At 61.7% G+C, this 17,219-nt stretch carries 19 protein-coding genes; 12 read left to right on the top strand and 7 right to left on the bottom strand.

Annotated elements, in window-relative coordinates:
• Positions 1-146 precede the first annotated feature (146 nt).
• The 7 genes from DXT74_RS04205 to DXT74_RS04235 form a co-directional block, all read right to left on the bottom strand.
• Entirely contained in the window at positions 147-2,168 is a 2,022-nt protein-coding gene (locus tag DXT74_RS04205) for an NADPH-dependent 2,4-dienoyl-CoA reductase (protein ID WP_194427391.1), read from the bottom strand.
• A 238-nt stretch (positions 2,169-2,406) separates the two neighbouring features.
• Positions 2,407-3,159 (bottom strand): outer membrane protein OmpK, encoded by a 753-nt coding sequence (locus DXT74_RS04210; protein WP_081548629.1) that lies wholly within the window; start codon positions 3,157-3,159, stop codon positions 2,407-2,409.
• Between the two features lie 191 nt (positions 3,160-3,350).
• Positions 3,351-3,683, bottom strand: a complete 333-nt coding sequence (locus DXT74_RS04215) for an MGMT family protein (protein ID WP_043639430.1) — start codon at positions 3,681-3,683, stop codon at positions 3,351-3,353.
• Positions 3,684-3,689: 6 nt separating this feature from the next.
• Complete coding sequence (locus DXT74_RS04220) at positions 3,690-4,340, bottom strand: MBL fold metallo-hydrolase (protein ID WP_196783822.1); 651 nt, start codon at positions 4,338-4,340, stop codon at positions 3,690-3,692.
• A gap of 95 nt (positions 4,341-4,435) precedes the next feature.
• A complete protein-coding gene (locus DXT74_RS04225; RefSeq protein ID WP_194427392.1) occupies positions 4,436-4,915 on the bottom strand; it encodes an ester cyclase in 480 nt (159 codons plus the stop codon).
• 110 nt (positions 4,916-5,025) lie between these two features.
• Entirely contained in the window at positions 5,026-5,403 is a 378-nt protein-coding gene (locus DXT74_RS04230) for a DoxX family protein (protein ID WP_194427393.1), read from the bottom strand.
• Between the two features lie 148 nt (positions 5,404-5,551).
• Positions 5,552-7,534 carry a methyl-accepting chemotaxis protein gene (locus DXT74_RS04235; protein ID WP_181248020.1) on the bottom strand — a complete coding sequence of 661 codons (1,983 nt, stop codon included), beginning with the start codon at positions 7,532-7,534 and terminating at the stop codon, positions 5,552-5,554.
• 215 nt (positions 7,535-7,749) lie between these two features.
• On the opposite strand from DXT74_RS04235, the gene DXT74_RS04240 reads away from it, so the two are divergent.
• From DXT74_RS04240 to DXT74_RS04295, 12 genes are all read left to right on the top strand, one after another.
• Positions 7,750-8,562, top strand: a complete 813-nt coding sequence (locus DXT74_RS04240; RefSeq protein ID WP_194427394.1) for a nucleotidyltransferase domain-containing protein — start codon at positions 7,750-7,752, stop codon at positions 8,560-8,562.
• A 332-nt stretch (positions 8,563-8,894) separates the two neighbouring features.
• Positions 8,895-9,278 (top strand): GPW/gp25 family protein, encoded by a 384-nt coding sequence (locus tag DXT74_RS04245; protein ID WP_043589406.1) that lies wholly within the window; start codon positions 8,895-8,897, stop codon positions 9,276-9,278.
• Positions 9,275-9,904, top strand: coding sequence for a phage tail protein I (locus DXT74_RS04250; RefSeq protein WP_043639442.1), 630 nt, complete (start codon positions 9,275-9,277; stop codon positions 9,902-9,904). The genes DXT74_RS04245 and DXT74_RS04250 overlap by 4 nt, the downstream gene beginning before the upstream one ends.
• A 30-nt stretch (positions 9,905-9,934) precedes the next feature.
• Positions 9,935-11,491 (top strand): phage tail protein, encoded by a 1,557-nt coding sequence (locus DXT74_RS04255; protein WP_194427395.1) that lies wholly within the window; start codon positions 9,935-9,937, stop codon positions 11,489-11,491.
• 31 nt (positions 11,492-11,522) lie between these two features.
• Positions 11,523-12,110 (top strand): phage tail protein, encoded by a 588-nt coding sequence (locus DXT74_RS04260; RefSeq protein ID WP_194427396.1) that lies wholly within the window; start codon positions 11,523-11,525, stop codon positions 12,108-12,110.
• Positions 12,111-12,216: 106 nt separating this feature from the next.
• On the top strand, positions 12,217-13,362 hold the full coding sequence (locus DXT74_RS04265) for a baseplate J/gp47 family protein (protein ID WP_194427397.1): 1,146 nt from the start codon (positions 12,217-12,219) through the stop codon (positions 13,360-13,362).
• Positions 13,355-14,011, top strand: coding sequence for a phage tail protein I (locus DXT74_RS04270; protein WP_194427398.1), 657 nt, complete (start codon positions 13,355-13,357; stop codon positions 14,009-14,011). The genes DXT74_RS04265 and DXT74_RS04270 overlap by 8 nt, the downstream gene beginning before the upstream one ends.
• Positions 14,008-14,694: a phage tail protein gene (locus DXT74_RS04275; protein WP_043589411.1), complete on the top strand. Its 687-nt coding sequence runs from the start codon at positions 14,008-14,010 to the stop codon at positions 14,692-14,694. The genes DXT74_RS04270 and DXT74_RS04275 overlap by 4 nt, the downstream gene beginning before the upstream one ends.
• A 194-nt stretch (positions 14,695-14,888) precedes the next feature.
• Positions 14,889-15,578 (top strand): hypothetical protein, encoded by a 690-nt coding sequence (locus tag DXT74_RS04280; RefSeq protein ID WP_043589414.1) that lies wholly within the window; start codon positions 14,889-14,891, stop codon positions 15,576-15,578.
• 10 nt (positions 15,579-15,588) lie between these two features.
• On the top strand, positions 15,589-15,909 hold the full coding sequence (locus DXT74_RS04285; RefSeq protein WP_196783823.1) for a hypothetical protein: 321 nt from the start codon (positions 15,589-15,591) through the stop codon (positions 15,907-15,909).
• Positions 15,910-16,163: 254 nt separating this feature from the next.
• Positions 16,164-16,907 (top strand): hypothetical protein, encoded by a 744-nt coding sequence (locus tag DXT74_RS04290; RefSeq protein ID WP_043589418.1) that lies wholly within the window; start codon positions 16,164-16,166, stop codon positions 16,905-16,907.
• 15 nt (positions 16,908-16,922) lie between these two features.
• Positions 16,923-17,216 carry a tail fiber assembly protein gene (locus DXT74_RS04295; RefSeq protein ID WP_052051868.1) on the top strand — a complete coding sequence of 98 codons (294 nt, stop codon included), beginning with the start codon at positions 16,923-16,925 and terminating at the stop codon, positions 17,214-17,216.
• Positions 17,217-17,219 lie beyond the last annotated feature (3 nt).

Raw genomic sequence — 17,219 nt, forward strand, 5'->3', positions numbered from 1 at the left:
TACATGAGCATTTCGAAGATGCCATGTACCGTGCCACGCCTCACGACGCGCAGCAGACTTTGAACGGGTTCTGAGCGGCTGGCCGCGCGCCGGCGGCCATGCCTTTATGGCATGGCTGGGCCGGGCGAGGGAGGGCGGGCGGTCAGTCAGATGCTGGCGGCGAGGCGCGAGCCTTGATCAATCGCCCGTTTGGCATCCAGTTCTGCCGCCACGTCGGCACCGCCTATCAGATGCACGCTCTTGCCGGCGGCCTGCAACGGCGCCTGCAGCTCGCGCAGCGGGTCCTGGCCGGCGCAGATGATCACATTGTCCACCGGCAGCAGTTGGGCTTCGCCTTTGACCGTGATGTGTAGGCCGGCGTCGTCTATTTTGTCGTAGCTGACGCCGGACAGCATGCGCACCCGTTTCATCTGCAGGCTGGCGCGGTGAATCCAGCCGGTGGTCTTGCCCAGCCCTTCGCCCACCTTGCTGGTTTTGCGCTGCAACAGGTACACCTCGCGCGGGCTGGGGTGCGGCTGCGGTCCTTGAGGGCTGAGGCCGCCCGGATGCTCCACCTCCATGTCCACGCCCCATTCGCGCATGAAGGCGGCGGTGTCCAGCGAGCTGGACTTGCCCTCGTGGGTCAGGAATTCCGCGGTATCGAAGCCGATGCCGCCGGCGCCGATGATGGCGACACGCTTGCCCACCGGTTTGCCGTGCTTGAGCACGTCCAGATAGTTGAGCACTTTGGGGTGGTCCACGCCGGGAATCTCGGGCGTGCGCGGGGCGATGCCGGTGGCCAGCACCACCTCGTCGAAACCGGCGAGATCCTCCGCCGCCACGCGGGTGTTCAGCCGCTGTTCCACCCCGGTCTGCTCCAGCTTGCGTTTGAAGTAACGCAGGGTTTCGTAGAATTCCTCCTTGCCGGGGATGCGCTTGGCCACATTGAACTGGCCGCCGATTTCCGCCGCGGCGTCAAACAGCGTTACCTGATGGCCGCGCTCCGCCGCGACGGTGGCGAAGGCCAAGCCGGCCGGACCGGCGCCAACGACCGCCAGTTTTTTGGCCTGAGCGGTTTTCTCGTAGTTCAGCTCGGTTTCGCGGCAGGCGCGCGGATTGACCAGGCAGCTGGTCAGCTTGCCCTGGAATATGTGGTCCAGACAGGCCTGGTTGCAGCCGATACAGGTGTTGATTTCATCGCCGCGGCCGGCTGCGGCCTTGTTGACGAAGTCCGGGTCCGCCAGGAAGGGACGCGCCATCGACACCATGTCGGCGCAGCCCTCGGCCAGGATCTTTTCGGCCACTTCCGGCGTGTTGATGCGGTTGGTGGTGATCAGCGGAATCTTCACCTTGCCCATCAGCTTCTTGGTGACCCAGGCGAAGCCGCCGCGCGGCACCATGGTGGCGATGGTGGGCACTCGCGCCTCATGCCAGCCGATGCCGGTGTTGATCAGGGTGGCGCCGGCCTTTTCGATCTCTCCGGCCAACTGCGCCACCTCGTCCCAGGAGCTGCCGTCCTGCACCAGGTCCAGCATGGACAGCCGGTAGATGATGATGAAGTCGCTGCCCACCGCGGCGCGCACCGCTTTGACGGTTTCGATGGCGAAGCGGATGCGGTTTTCAAAGCTGCCGCCCCAGTCGTCGCTGCGCTTGTTGGTCGCGCGGGCGATGAACTGATTGATGAGATAGCCTTCCGAGCCCATCACTTCGACGCCGTCGTAGCCGGCCTGTTGCGCCAGCTGCGCGCAACGGGCGAAATCGGCGATGGTTTGCCAGATGTCGGCATCGGACAACTCGCGCGGCTTGTAGAAGTTGATCGGCGCGATCAGCGGAGAAGCGGATACGCATTTTTCCTGGAAGCTGTAGCGGCCGGAGTGCAGGATCTGCAGCGCGATCTTGCCGCCGGCGGCGTGCACGGCGTCGGTCACCAGCTTGTGGTGCGGGACCTCGGCCTCGTCGGCCAGCATCGAGGCGCCCTCGGCGACACAGCCTTCAGGATTCGGGCCGACGCCGCCGGTCACGATCAAGCCCACGCCGCCGCGGGCGCGCTCCGCGTAAAAGGCCGCCATCTTCTCAAAACCTTGCGGGGCTTCTTCCAGACCGGTGTGCATCGAGCCCATCAGCACGCGGTTTTTCAGCGTGGTGAAGCCCAGGTCCAGCGGAGCCAGCAGGTGCGGGTATGCCGTCATGTTTTCGTCCTCGTGTGGATTTCTCGCGCAGATCATTGTGGCCGCGGCCGCCGTCCGGCGCCAGCGCGGCGGGCAAGTGTTTGATTGCTTGGACTTGCCAGTGTTGGCGTTGAAGATACTTACTAGTAAGTAAGGTGTCAATCGACTCGAGGATCAGGCGAGGGCCTGCATGGGAGGCGCTAAATAAAAACGCCGCCGGAACGAACCGGGCGGCGTTGCTTGCAAGTAGCGGTAACGCTTACTTGAAGTTGTACTTGATCGAGTAGATCACAGCGTTCTGGTAAGCCTTGGAACCCAGTTTTTGATCGGCGTAACGGTATTGGATGCCGGTGGTGATCGCTTTAACCGGAGTCCACCACAATGCCAGCGCGCCGTTCTGACCGGTTTTACGGATGTACGGATTGGTGAACTTGTCTTGACGGTTCAGCTCGGTCTCATGCCATTGGGTAATCATCAAATCTTGGCCGAAGGCTTGGAACGGGTACATCATGACGTAGCCGGCCATGTAACCGTTGTAGCCGGAACCGATGCCGAAGGAGTCCAGCTCGTTGTGCACGCCGATGAACGGCTTGATGGTCAGGTTGCCGAAGCTCAGGCTGGTGCCCAAGCCCAGAACGCGGTTTTGGGTGAAGAACTCGTTGCCGCGGGTGTCGTAAACGTGGCCGTACAGTTGAACCGGAACATTGCCGATCTGGGTCATGTTGTAGCGCGCAACCACCTTGGTGGTGTAGCGACGGTCCTTGGTGCCGGTACCGTTGTTGCCTTTGCCCGGGTTTTCCAGGTCGAAGAAGCCGTACAGTTCGCCCCAGTTGCCACCCATGCCGCCTTCGGCTTCGAGGTAGCCGAAATCACGCTTGCCCGATTGCTCGGTGGTGCGGTTAGACCAGTCCAGCCAGTTTGCGCTGACATTGCCGAAGGAGTAATCACCGGCTTGCGCCACGGTACAGCCGCCCACCAGAGCCAGGGCCAGCAGCAGATTGCGAGTTTTCATTGTTTCACCAGAATATTGTGCGTGTAGCGTGTAGTGCGCGCGGACAGACCTGTCGGCGCGGGCGCAGACTAGCTCAGAAATATTCGTTTGCAAAGTATTTACAATGCGCTTGTCGCATTTTTGTCATTTTATGTAAATGCGATGTATTTTTAGCTATAGATATTTTGCGTGAAACATTAAATGTTGTGGAACTACAGTTTTTTGCTACAAAAGTGCGTGTCCGGCCAGCCGTAGCGCCGTAAATCCACCTTGCCGGCCGCGCTCAATTCCACTCCGTCCTCCTCCAGCAACAAGCGCTGCCAGTCGGCCTGCTCGCTGCCGGGCCGCGAGATGCGCCCGCCGGAACCCAGCACCCTAAACCAGGGCACGCTGACGCCGTCCGGCAGGTGGCTGAGCAAGCGGCCGACATGGCGTGAATGGCGAGGATAGCCGGCCTGTTCCGCCAAGGCGCCGTAGGTGGTGACCCGGCCTGGCGGCAGCGCCAGCAACAGCGCGATCACCCTGCGATCAAAGTCGGGCGGCATCGAGATTCAGCGGTAGCGAGGGTTGGCGACATAGGGGTTGCTGCGCTTTTCCTCGCCGATGGTGGTCAAGGGACCGTGGCCCGGCACCACGGTGGTGTCGTCCGGCAACAGGAACAGCTTTTGCTGAATGGCATCGATCAACTGTTGGTGATTGCCCATTGGAAAGTCGGTGCGGCCGATCGAACCTTGGAACAGCACGTCGCCGGCGATCAGCAGCCGCGCGCCGGTGCTGTGGAACACCACGTGGCCCGGCGTGTGGCCGGGGCAGTGGATCACATTCAGCGTTTCCTCGCCCACGCTGACGGTGTCGCCTTCCTCCAGCCAGCGATCCGGCGTCAGCGCCTCGCTGCGCGGAAAGCCGAACATATGGCCTTGCTGCGGCAACTGGTCCAGCCAGAAGCTTTCTGCGCGTTGTGGGCCTTCTATCTTTACGCCCAGTTGTTCCGCCAGCCGCGCGGCTCCGCCGGCGTGGTCGATGTGGCCGTGGGTCAGCAGCAGTTTTTCCACTGTCAGGTTTTGGCGGGAGATCCAGTCGGCGATGCGCTCGATATCGCCGCCGGCGTCCACCACGGCGGCGCGACCGCTGGCGTCGCACCACAGGATGGAACAGTTCTGGGCAAACGGCGTGACTGGAATCACGTGGAAGTGCAGGGACATGGCGCGCTCGGTTCAATGGGGATGCCTGGATTGTGGCATGAGTCGGCGCGGATGAGGAGAGGTCCGGCCATGATGGCGCGGGCCTCCGGCCGGTGTCAGAACATGCTGTTGCCGCTGGCGCTTGCGTCCGGCACCGGCTGGATCACGTCCCAGTGCTCGACAATCTTGTTGTTCTCCACGCGGAAGATGTCGACCAGCGCTCGGCCTCGGTCTTTGGCGTCGTTGACGCTGTGCACATGCAGTACCACCAGATCGTCTTCGGCAATGGCGCGGATGATGGTGCTGCGGCGCTCAGGCGCTTGTTTGAAGCGGTCGGCGAATGTATCGACAAAAGCTTGCTTGCCGTCTTTGACGCTGGGGTTGTGTTGAATGTACCCGTCGTCGATATAGCGGTCCGCCGCGCTCAAGTCGTGCTGGTTGAAAAACTGGTTGTAGAAATCGACCACCAGTTGCTTATTGCTGCTTGCCCGCTGCATTGCGACGGCGGGGGCGACGAGCGGCGTGGAATAACTCAACGCGGCGCTTAGGCTGAAGCTCAGAGCGGCGAGGCCGCTTATCATCCAGTGCGGTTTCATCGAGATGGATTTCCCTTGGGCGAAGGTGGAGATCGGCTTGGATTGTATGAATTTTGAATGCGGCGACGCAGGAGCGAGCTGCGCCGCGTTTGGGGCTTAAGCCGCCGCGGTTAGCCTTTTTGGCCGTCCCAGGACAGTTTGCCCGCGCCGTGGGCGAACACCATCAGCAAGCCGCCGGCCATGGCCAGGTTCTTGGTCAGCTGGATCATTTGCTGGCTATTGCCCGGCTCCAGGTGGAAGAGCAGCGCCGAGGCGACGGAGAAACCCGCTAGCAGCAGCGCTACCCAGCGCGCTTTCACGCCTAGCGCCAAGGCCAAGCCGCCGCCGATTTCCAAGGCGATCACCAGCGGCAGCAAAAATCCGGGCACGCCCATCGCGGCCATATAACCCTGAGTGGCGGCATAGCCCGCGCCTAGCTTGCCGATGCCGGCCAGAAAGAACACCTGCGCCAGCAGCACGCGGGCAAGCAATGTGATCCATTTATCCATCTTGCGTTCTCCTGCCGGCGCGCCGGCTTTGGTTGATGACGCCGGCCGCGGAGGGCGGCCGGCCATGAACGGACTATACGGATAGGCGCGGCGCGAAAAAAGCGCAAAAAACCGCAAGAGTCGATCAAAAAATCCGATCAAGCCGCGGCTACAGCTTGAACTTTCCGATCAGCGAATCCAGTTCCTCGCCCAAGCGCGCGAGCAAGGCGGTGGCCTGCTGCGCCTGGCTGATGGATTCGTCGGTCTGCAGCAACATACCGTGAATGCTCTCGATATGGCGGGCGATTTCCTGACTGGCGCTGGATTGTTCGGCGGTGGAGGAGGCGATGTCGCCCACGGATTCCACCACTTGCTGGGCGTGGCCGCTGATCTGCTGGATCGATTGCGCGGACTCCTCGGCCAGTTTTACCCCCTGGTCCACTTGGCGCAGCGCGCCGTCCATGCTGTCGGAGGCTTTGGCGGTGTCCTGCTGCATGGTCTGGATCACGCCGGAGATTTCCAGCGTGGCCTGCGAGGTGCGCTCGGCCAGCTTGCGCACTTCATCGGCCACCACGGCGAAGCCGCGGCCCATTTCGCCGGCGCGCGCGGCCTCGATCGCCGCGTTCAAGGCCAAGAGATTGGTTTGGTCGGCGATGTCGCGGATCACCGACACGATGCCGCTGATCTGGTCCGAGCGTTGCTGCATGCCGCCCAGCACCTCGGCCAGCTCGCGCACCGTCTGGGAAATGCGGCCGATCTCTCGCACCGTGGCGTCGACATTGGCCGAGGCCTCGCTGGACAGCGAGCCCGCCTCGCGCGCGCGCTGTTCCGCCACTCGCGCCGACTCCGCGATGTGGCTGACGCTGACCGACATCTGCTCCACGCTGGCGGCGGTGGCGTTGGCCGCCTCGGACTGCCGCGCGGAGCTGCCTCGAATCTGATCCACATCGCCGGACAGCTGACGCACCGAACCCAGCACATCGCCGGCGTGGCGGCGCACGTCCAGCATCATCGTGCGCAGCGAGCCGGTGAAGGTATTGAAGGCGCCGGCGGCCAGGCCGATTTCGTCGCGGCTGGCGATGGGGAGCGCGCGGGTCAGATCGCCGCTGCCGGAGGCCAGCTCGCTCATTGCCGACTGTAGCCGGCCCAACGGGCGCAGCAACTGACTGAGCGTGGCGCCTAGCAGCAACAGGATCAGCGCCAGAATGCCCAGGCTGATCAAGGCCGACTGCCAACTGGCGGCGCGTACTGGGGCGAACGCTTCGCTCAGCGGTATGGAAATCCTCACCGCCCAAGGCATGCCGGCCTCGCCCACGGTGATGGGCATGATGAAGTGGCGGAAGCCGTCGTCGCTGTCGTACTCCGCCGGCTGACCGCTTTTGATCGCCGTCTTGGCCGTGGCCGGCAGGCCGGCGTCCGCCTTGCCGTTCAACGCCGGATCGCGGCCGGCCAGTTGAACGCCGCTGTTGGAATACAAGCTCATGAAGCCGCTCTGGTAAGGCTTGACCTTGGCCGCCAGCTCCTGCAAATGACCAAGCGCGATATCGCAACCGGCCACGCCCAGCACCTTGCCGTTGACCAGAAGGGGAAAGGAAATGGTGCCCATCAGGATCTTGATGTCCGGGTCCACGTAAGGCTCGGTCAACATCGGCTTGCCGGTCTTGCGCGGCTCGGTGTAGTAGGCGCTGTCGTCCACCCCCTCGCCGCCCCACACCACGTCTATCTTGCCGCTCTTGCGATACCAGTAGACGCCGCTGCGCCCGGTCTTGTCGTTATGCTCCTTGCCGGCCAGCTCCGCATCGCGGCCGTCCAGCGCGTTGGGCTCCCAGATGGCCCAGTAGCCGACCGCGTCCGGGTTATTGGGCAATTGGCCCTTCACGATGTCGGATAGCAGTTGGCGGGCGTTGGGCGGCAGATTGTGTTTGACCGCCACTGCGGATTCGGCCACGACCTGGGCCGAATCGTAAGTCTTGCCCAGCAAGCGCTGCACCTGGCCGGCCTCGCTTTCGGCCAGCAGCTTGGCGTTGTCCAGCACCGCTTTCTCCGCGTTTTGATAACTCGCGTAGATATTGACGCCGGCCAGCACGCAAAAACCGATCAGGATCAGCAGGCCGGAACTGGCCAGAATCTTGCCCTTGATGGTGGTGATCATGGTTGTCCCCATCGCTTCATATGTGTTCTTCCCCAAAAGCCATTGCGAGCGGACGCCGGCTCCCGGCCCGGTTATTATGGTGTGGGCCCGCCGGCGGCGTCGGTTTCCAACGGCATACCGCCTTTGTATTAAATAGCTTCCGCGGGGTAAAGGGAAATTTTGTAATCGGCGGGCCGCAGCCTGGCGCGCCGCGACGATATGGGGAGAGTTGAACAGTGCCGACGGAAGCACACGCCCGCCCGGAACGCGCGGAGCGTCAGGCGGAGGCTCCGCGGAGGCTAGCCCTGGCGCGGCTGGAACAAGTGGAGGCGCAGCACGGCGTGCGCATCCTTTACGCGGCCGAAGGCGGCAGCCGCTGCTGGGGCTACAACGCGCCGGACAGCGATTACGACGTGCGCTTCGTCTACCTGCAAGCGGCGGAGTGGTACGAGGCCGGCGGCCAGCGCGACGTGATCGAACTGCCGCTGGCCGACGGCTTGGACATCAGCGGCTGGGAGCTGCGCAAGGCGTTGCGGCTGACTCTGGGCGGCAACGCCGCGTTGCTGGAGTGGCTGGCCTCGCCGCAGGTCTACCGCCAGCACCCGGCGGCTTGTCGGCTTTTGCGAAATCTGGGCCAAGAGCATTTCGCCGGCGATGCCGCCTACTGGCATTATCTGTCGGCGGCGCGCAAGAACTATCGCGGCCGCAAGCGCGAACAGCAACTGCGGCTGAAAAAATACTTGTACGTGCTGCGGCCGCTGCTGGCGGCGCAATGGCTGCTGCGCTGGCGCAGCATGCCGCCGCTGCGGCTGGGAGAACTGGCCGACCAGACTTTGGATGACACCCGGTTGCGTGACGAGTTGGCCGGTTTGTTGGCTTTGAAGTCCGCCGGCGGCGCGCCCGAGTACGGCCCGGCCACGCCGGGCCTGCACGATTATATTGAGCGGGAAATGAGGGCTTACGAAGCCGCGGCGCGACCGAACCGCCACAGCGACTGGGCGCGGGCGGACGCTTTACTGGAGCAAGTACGTTTGGCTTGCGGCGCTTGAATCGGCATAGGCCTTGGCTTTCGGCGCCGTGTCTCCGACGCGCAGCAGACTTTGAATAGGTTCTAAAGGCCGTGATGGGGGGCCGCGTCAGACTGCGGCCCGCCCTACAAAAGAGAGTGGAGTGGATAGTCCCCCATGCGCCTGCCAAATGGCTAATTAGATCAGCAGACGCCAATCCCGTGTGCGGCAACGTGGCGATTGTTGCCGAGCGGGTGGAGGGAGGCAAGGTTTGCGCCGCATTTGGCGGTGGTGGATGATTTTTCCTTGCCATTCAATTGTTTCCCTCACCTGCTTTAAAAGCCCTGTGGCGGGCCCTGCGGCATCATAGGCCCATGACCCGCATATCCGACATCTCCTCCTTGCACTGGCAGCCGGCCTTGCAGGCCCGCGATCAGGCATCCCCCGCTGACATCGTCGAGAACCTCGACGACATCCATCAGGCCTTGCGCATCATCCTGGGCACGCCCAAGGGCAGCGATCCGCTGCGGCCGGAGTTTGGCAGCGATTTGTTCCGTTACCTGGACTACCCGGTAGACCGCGCCCGGCCGCATGTGGTGCGCGAGGCGGTGGAGGCGATTAGCCACCCCTTGTACGGCGAACCGCGCGTCGCCGTGGCGCGGGTGCTCTACAGCGTAGGCGGCAACGGCGACGCGCGGCTCACCGTGCAGTGGCGTCTGGCCGACGGCGTGATCCGCGAAACGGAGCTGCGGCTATGAGCGGGACGGCGCCCAATATCCTGGCCAATGACGAGCGTTTCGGCCACCTGGCACAACTCACTACCCGTTTGGGCGACGCCGATTTGAGCACGCTGCTGGTCTACCTGGTGGATCAGGTGGATGCCGGCTGGCTGCCGGCGCTGGCCGAGCAGTTCCACGTCGCCGGCGACGAAGGCTGGCGGCTGAGCCAGGGTGAGCGCCAGCAGCGCGAGCTGATCAAGCAGTCCATCCATCTGCACCGCAGCAAGGGCACGCGCTGGTCTTTGCAGCAGGTGCTGGCCACGCTGGCGCTGTCTGGTCAGATCAGCGAATGGTTCGAATACGCCGGAAAACCTTATCACTTCAAGATCCGGATCGATCTGGCCGCGCGCGGCATCGACGCCGCCACGCTAACGGCGCTGGAGGCGATGATCAACGAATACAAGAACGCCCGCTCAGTGCTGGAACGGCTGGCACTGGTGCTGAGCAACCGCAGCGCTGTGCCAATGTTGGCGCTGGCCACTCAGGTGGGCGAACTGGCCACAGTTTATCCGTTTCAGCCCGAATCACTTCAACAGCGCGCCAGTTTGAACGCGGCGCTGGCGCATGCCAGCGTGGAGACGGTCACGCTTTATCCCGCAGCATGAGCCCCTTAGAACCTTTCCCAGGAGCAATCGATGGCCAATGAGTTTTTCACGCTTCTCACCGCCAGCGGCAAGGCCAAGCTGGCGGCGGCGCAAGCAAACGGCGCGCCGCTGCAGATCAGCCAGATGGCGGTGGGCGACGGCGACAACGGCGGGTATTACACGCCCAGCGAGAGCCAGACCGCGCTCAAACATGAAACCTGGCGCGGCGCGCTCAACCACTTGGCGGTGGATCCGAACAACCCCAACTGGGTGGTGGCGGAAGCGGTGTTGCCGGATACCGTGGGCGGCTTTTACATCCGCGAGGTGGGTCTGTTCGATAGCCGCGGCGATCTGATCGCCATCGGCAAATTCCCGGAGAGCTACAAGCCGCTGCTGGCGGCCGGTTCCAACAAGCAGCTTTATGTCCGGATGATTCTGGAAGTGTCCAACACCGCGGCGGTGACGCTGCTGGTGGACCCCAGCGTGGTATTGGCGACGCGCTCTGCGGTGGATCAGCGCATCGCAGAGGAGCTGGCGAAGCGGGATGCCAAGCCGCGTGATTTCCACCCTCTGCAAACCTTTCCGACTCAGGCCTACCGACGCAATGTGCTGATCAATGGAGGTTTCGACGTGTGGCAGCGCGGTGCCAGTCAGACAGTGGGCGGTTATGGCTCGGTGGACCGTTGGCTTCTGGATTTGGGCGGCGGCCCGCTTTGCGGCGCGACCTTGTCGCGGATGGCGGCCAGTATCGCCGAGACCGAAACCTTGGGAGCGACGACGAACTTCATGCGTCTGACGCTGAGCAAGCCGCCGGCCAGCAAGGCCAACGAGTACTGCCAGGTGTGTCAGCCGGTGGAAAACCTGCGGCGTTTCACCGGCAAGCGTATGACGCTGAGCTTCTGGGCCAAGGCGGATCAGCCGCGCAAGATGGTGGCCTATGTTGAACAGTGGTTGAAGAGGCCGCCAGCCGCATCCGACAAGATCAGGGCGCTGGAGGCAAGCCCGGTGGAGTTGACGACCCGTTGGCAACGCTTTGTCTTCTCTTTTTCCTCTCCTAGCTTGCAGGGGCGCGAACCGGGGAACGAGGCCTCTCTGGCAGTTTTTCTTGGTGTGTCGTACAGCGATGCCTACCCGGCCCTGAATGCGATGACCGGCGCGCAAACCGGCATTTTCGATATTGCCCAGGTGCAGTTGGAGGAGAGCCCAGTGGCGACGCCGTTCGAATACCGCGGCTTTGGCGAGGAGTTGACTTTGTGTCAGCGGTATTTTGAGAAAAGCTATCCGTTAAATGACTTTCCCGCTAAAAACTATGGGGCCGATTCCGCTTTCGCGCCGGCTATCTTTAGCAAGATGTTTCATTTGAATGTCGGCAATTTGGGTGACAAGCAAATTAATATGACTATCCCGTTTATGGTAGAGAAACGGATTGAGCCGGCTATTGTGATTTATGACGGTTTAGGTGCGGTTGATAGAATGACTACGAGTAATGGAAATGGCGTGATTCCGGCGGTTAAGTCCAGTTCTACCAGGTTTGTAAATGTGATTCCCCCAGTTAGTCCAAGTATTAATTGGATTGCCTGTCATTGGGTGGCGGATGCTGAGGTTTAATTAATCGATAGGGGGGGTGAAAGTGAATGCCATGTATCGTTTAACCAAACAGTCGGATGGAGTGATTCGAGTTGTCGATGGGGCCTATATCCCTAAAGGTCACCGCTGGTGGGATGAGTATGAACTCTGGCTGCAGCAAGGCAATCAACCGACACCGCAATTTTCACTGGCGGAGTTGCAAGAACAGTTGCTGCGAGAGATTGATGCCGCTGCAGATACCACCCGCAGCGTAACCTTGGGCAGTGAGCCTAACCTAGCCGAATACCAGCGCGCCGCCGCCGAGGCGCAGGCGTTCAAGGACGCCGGCTACAAGGGCGAGGCGCCGCCGGCGGTGCGTTCCTGGGCCGAGGCCAAGGGCTGGGACGGCCAGCAGGCGGCGGACAGCATTCTGGCCAAGGCGGCGGCCTGCGAACAGGCGTTGTACGCAATCCGCGACGCGCGACTGAAGGGCAAGGAAGCGGTGCGTCAGGCCTCGGACGAGATGGCAGCGCGCACGGCTACCGACGAGGCGGTGTCCCAACTGCGGCAACTGGCTGCGGGCGACTTTGCCGCCGCTGCGCCGGAGGCCGAAGCCGGCCGCGCCGGCGGTCTGTTCAAGTTCTTTTCCAAACGGCTTTAAAAGCCGGCCGGCGGCATGATGGCGGATCATGTCGTCATCCGCTTTCTCTTCTGCGCCCCGCGACGGCCGCGCCAGGCCGCCGCGCTCCATTCAAGGACGTTCTCCCATGACCCCAGACTTGCCCAAGTTCATCGATGACGACCCGCATCTCGTCACCGCCGAGCTGATCGACGCCTACCAGAAAATGAGCGGCAAGACGCTCTACCCCGGCCAGGTGGAGCGTTTGCTGATTGATCTGATCGCCTATCGCGAAAGCGTGGTTCGAGCCGCCTTCAACGATGCCGGCCGCCAAAACCTGGTGGCTTTTGCCCGCGCGCCGATGCTGGACTACTTGGGCGAGCTGGTCGGCGTCAGCCGGCTGGCGGCCCAGCACGCGCGCTGTACGGTGCGCATTGCTTTCGCCCAGCCGCTGGCGCTGGCGCAGGTGATCCCGGCGCAGACCCTGGTGGCCGGCGGCGGCGTGCAGTTCCAGACCCTGGCCAGCCAGATCGCGCCGGCAGGCAGCACCAGTATTGACCTGCCTGTCAGCGCGACGGAGGCGGGGGCCGCGGGCAATGGCTTCGTGCCGGGCCAGATCAACACTTTGGTGGATGAACTGGAGGTGGACGCCAGCGTGGTCAATATCGATACCAGCGCCGGCGGCGCCGACGCCGAGGACGACGAGCGCTTGCGCGCGCGCATCCGACTGGCGCCGGAGTCCTTCAGCGTGGCCGGCAGCGCCGCCTCCTATCGCCACCACGCGTTGCGCGCGCATCAGGACATCGCCGATGTGGCGGTGATCAGCGCCAGTCTGCAACAGCAGAACGGCGAACTGAAAAGCGCCAACCAAGTGCCGCCCGGCGTGGTGCGCTTGTACCCGCTGACCAAGACCGGCATGCCGCCGGACAGCCTGCTCAGCGTGGTGGCCGCCGCGTGCAGCGCAGACCGGGTGCGGCCGCTGACGGATCTGGTGGAGGTGCTGGCGCCGGAGGATTACGGCTACCGGGTACGCGCGCGGCTGACGCCGTATCGCGATGTCGATCCTAAAACCGTGCAGCAGCAGGCGCAGGCGGCTGTCGGCGCCTTCGTGCAGGCGCAGGCGGAGCGGCTGGGCCGCGACATCGTGCCGTCGCAGCTGATCGCTACCCTATCGGTGCCCGGCGTTTACCAAGTGACCCTGCTGGAGCCGGCCGCCACCCAAGTGGTGCCGCCGCAGGGCTGGTCGCACTGTACCGACATCCAACTGGAAATGACGGGAGGCCAGGATGGCTGATGTGACCCCTAATCTGCTGGCGCGCGACGCGCGTTTCGGTCCGCTGGCCCGGCTGAGCGAACGGCTGGGCGATATCGATCCAGGCGGCCTGTTGGTTTATCTAGTGGACGCGGCCAAGCCGGAGCTGCTGCCCCTGCTCGCCGAGCAATTCCATATTGACGGCGACGAAGGTTGGCTGCTGACCCAGAGCGAACAGCAACGCCGAGATCTGATCAAGCAGAGCATAGAACTGCATCGCCACAAGGGCACGCCCTGGGCATTGCGCGAAGTGTTCCGCATCCTCGGCGTGACGGTGGAACTGGAGGAGTGGTGGCAGCGTCAGCCGCCGGCCGCGCCCTACACCTTCGAGCTGACCGCTTGGGCGAACGACAATTTGCTGCCCGGCCAGGCCTTGCTCAACCCCGATCTCTATCGCCGCTTGCGGCGCATGGTGGAACTGGCCAAGCCGGCGCGCAGCACCTACCGCTTCAAATTGGGCGCGCGTTTCAACGGCCGCTTGGGCTTGGCATCGGCCGCTCAGGCGCGTGCGTTGATCCGCCGTAGCGCCGAAGCCGCGCCGATGCGGCTGGCGCCACAGCAGCCGCTGGTCCTTTCATCCGCCGCGCAAATTTATAGCGTGGTTCACGTCACCATGGAGGCATCGTTGTGAGCACCCCCTTAGCACCTCTTATCACCGCGGCCGGCCTGGCCGCAATCTGGCGCGCCAGCAATGACGGCGTGTCCGCGCAGATCACCCACATCGCCTTGGGCGACGGTGCTTACGCGCCGACGCAGGGCCAGACCGCCTTGCGCAGCGAACAGGCGCGCTACCCCATCGCCGGTGGTGAACGGCTGGGCAATACCCAGATCCACCTGACCGCCATCGCCGACGACGTCAAGGCGTTCTGGGTGCGCGAGATCGGTTTCATCCTGGCGGACGGCACCTTGCTGGCGGTCTGGTCCGACCCGAAGGCGGCGCTGGCCTACAAGGCCGCCGATGTGCAACTGCTGCTGGCCTATGACCTGGCCTTGAACGCGTTGCCGCCGGACAGCGTCACCATCCAGTCCAGCGGCGCCGGCCTCAATCTGAGCCTGGCCAGCGAACTGGCGGAACTGGCGGCGGCCCAGATCGGCGAAGCCAACCGCGGCTTGGGGCGAGATGAGCGCATCCGCGCGCAGGAAGGGCGTTTGCAGGCGCTGGAGCCGCAAGTAGCCACCTTGCAAAACCGCAGCCAAGCGCTGGAACAGGAGCATGCCGCCGATAAACGCTCCGGCCTGGAGCTGGCCACCGCCAATGCCGCGGCCATCGTCAGCATGCAGCATTTGTTCGTCAAACAACGTCTGGGCGCTTGAGCGCAGGGGCTGCGTCGCAGCCCCATTTCCCCTGGCCGACATGGCCGTCCCCGCAGTCACTCCTGTATTTCCCGCGCCGCTTCCGGCACTTCCCCATTTCTATGTGTTTCCGTTTCCAGGCTGAGGCCTGGGGACGCCTTGCTTTGAATGGCCGTCAAGGCCATGTATCGCGGTAAGACCTTAAGGAGAGTGTTATGAGTTTGGAGAGCAATATCGCCGAGTTGGTGAAGTCTGCCAATGGTTTGACCGATGCCGTTCATGGAAAGATCGGTGAAATCGACCAGAGTGTGACTAAGAAAATAAACGAATTGGAGACATGGCGTATCAGCGCCCAAGGTGGCTATCCCGCATTCAATCTGCTTAATAACGCCCGCTTGGATAAACTGAATGAAGATGGAACCCCTAAAGGGTTTTCTATATGGAACTCGGAGTGTACGGTCCAGTTATCCGTTATCGAGGAAAGTAAAAGCGTGTGGTGGCAGGTGCCAGGTCGGGTATTACGAATTGTGTGTGAGCCCAAGCCCGAGGCAGCACGCCCCTATTTCAGTCTTTGGCCTGGTGAGAGGGGGGCAATGCCGAGCAATGCACAGCCTATCAAAGCGACCAGAGGCTTCGAATATCGGGTGGTATCGTTGGCCGGTGGGGCGGAGGCATATTGTGGTTGGGAGTCGGGCAGAACGGAGCTTGATTTGACTCAAAAAGACTGGACGCCAGTGCGGTTGACCACGCAAGGTATGCAAACCACAGTGCTGTTTTCGGCATATTTTTTAAATAAACCTATAAATTCTCGCCTAGTGATTGAACTGCGGAATATTTTTGTCAATTTGGGTGATGCTGGGTTTTATAGCTTGGGTTTAAGTGATCTGACAGACTTAACGAACTAAGGAGCAAGCCATGTTGATCGCAACGGAAATGAAATCAGGAATGGAACTGCATGCAGACAGCTACACGCAAACCAATGTCGAAGCATTTGCGGCTTCATTCCAAGATGGGCCAATAGAGATCGAACTATCGGATGCTGCCAGGTCGGAGTGTGCCAGAGTACAGTGTGCGGCTCATATTGAGAAGTATTATCCGATCTTCAAACAGTTGAATTTGCTGCGTGATGGCGATGATGAAGAAAAAAAACAGATGAGTGCATTCATCAATGCCTGCCAAGCATGGAGCAATCAGGCATCTGGTACTCGCGCCGAGTTGGAAAAAATCAAGCCATGATATTAAGCCAGGCGTGCCTGGCACGGCATGCCGAGCTAAGTAAATGGCTTGGCTAAGTCAGAATGAACCGCGCTTCCACATCATGGAGCGCGGTTTTCGATTTTTTTGCTAAAGCGGTTTAAAAGCCCTTGCTTTCCATAACTGACACAATGTCTCCATGTCAGCGCTGAAGCCGTTCACGCCGGAAGGGCGGTGAACGAACACATGGTTGAATTTAATTCAATCCACTCTGTGATGAACCATTGGAGAGCATGATGAGCTTGGAAAGCAATATCGCGGAACTGGTAAAAGCGTCGAACGCGCTGACCGGCACAGTAAACGGAAAGATTGCCGATATCGACCGACGCGTCGACGTCAAGATTCAGCAAATGGAGGACTGGCGCAAGGAAAACACCCCGGAACGCCGCATCGTCATCGATTTCACCATCGGCGGCAGCAAGGATTTCTTCTACCCGGTATGGTGGCGCTTGCGCTCCGCAGGGGAGGATGGTACGCATCAAGTGTCCATTGTCCGAAATTATGCGTGGAACGGTGCGGAGAATGAGCGGCCACTGAACGTGAGCACCGTGCATCAGGCTGGATTATTGCTGGAAATGGAAGGAAGCGATGTAGCTTGGGGCGGGGATGCCAAGTTCCTCGAAGTCAAGCGCTTCAGCGAAACGTATAATCCGACGGTATCGCATGTTTCCCATGCGATGTATTGCAAGCAATATCGGATAGATGTGAATAAGCCTCCGTATAACGGCATTGCCGATGGCACTTTTGCTGGGTGCAATATGGTGCTCAGTGGTGCATATCTACGTGGTGGTGGTTTGAATTATCGCGTGATTTCCAATCTGCCGCTGGATTTCGGTTTTCATGATGGGAAAGGGGAGGAGAGGGAATTGGGGCGTTATGAGCATGTCAACACCTTCTGGTTGGCCAGCCCGATTGCACTGACCAACCGCGTCGCGCCGCCGCAGACCCTGAACGCCTTTGTCGATGTGCCGACCGCTTAACTCCAGGAGACTCCGATGCTGATGATTGCCAAACTGCCTAACGGCATGATTAATGTTCCCGCCGACCAACTGACCGAACTGGGTATCGACACGACTACTGCGGGTCGTTTGATTCGCGAAGCTAAGCTGGCGCTATTGCGCGCAGAGCGCGACCGCCTGCTGGCGGCGTCCGACAAAACCCAGTTGCCGGACGCGCCGTACAGCGCCGAGCAACGCTCGGCCTGGCAGGCCTATCGCAAACAACTGCGGGATATGCCTGAGTCGGTGGCAGACCTTGACCATGTGTCGTGGCCCGCCCTCCCGGCCTGATTC

Source organism: Chromobacterium sp. Rain0013, assembly GCF_015291765.1.
GTDB classification, from domain to species: Bacteria; Pseudomonadota; Gammaproteobacteria; order Burkholderiales; family Chromobacteriaceae; genus Chromobacterium; species Chromobacterium haemolyticum.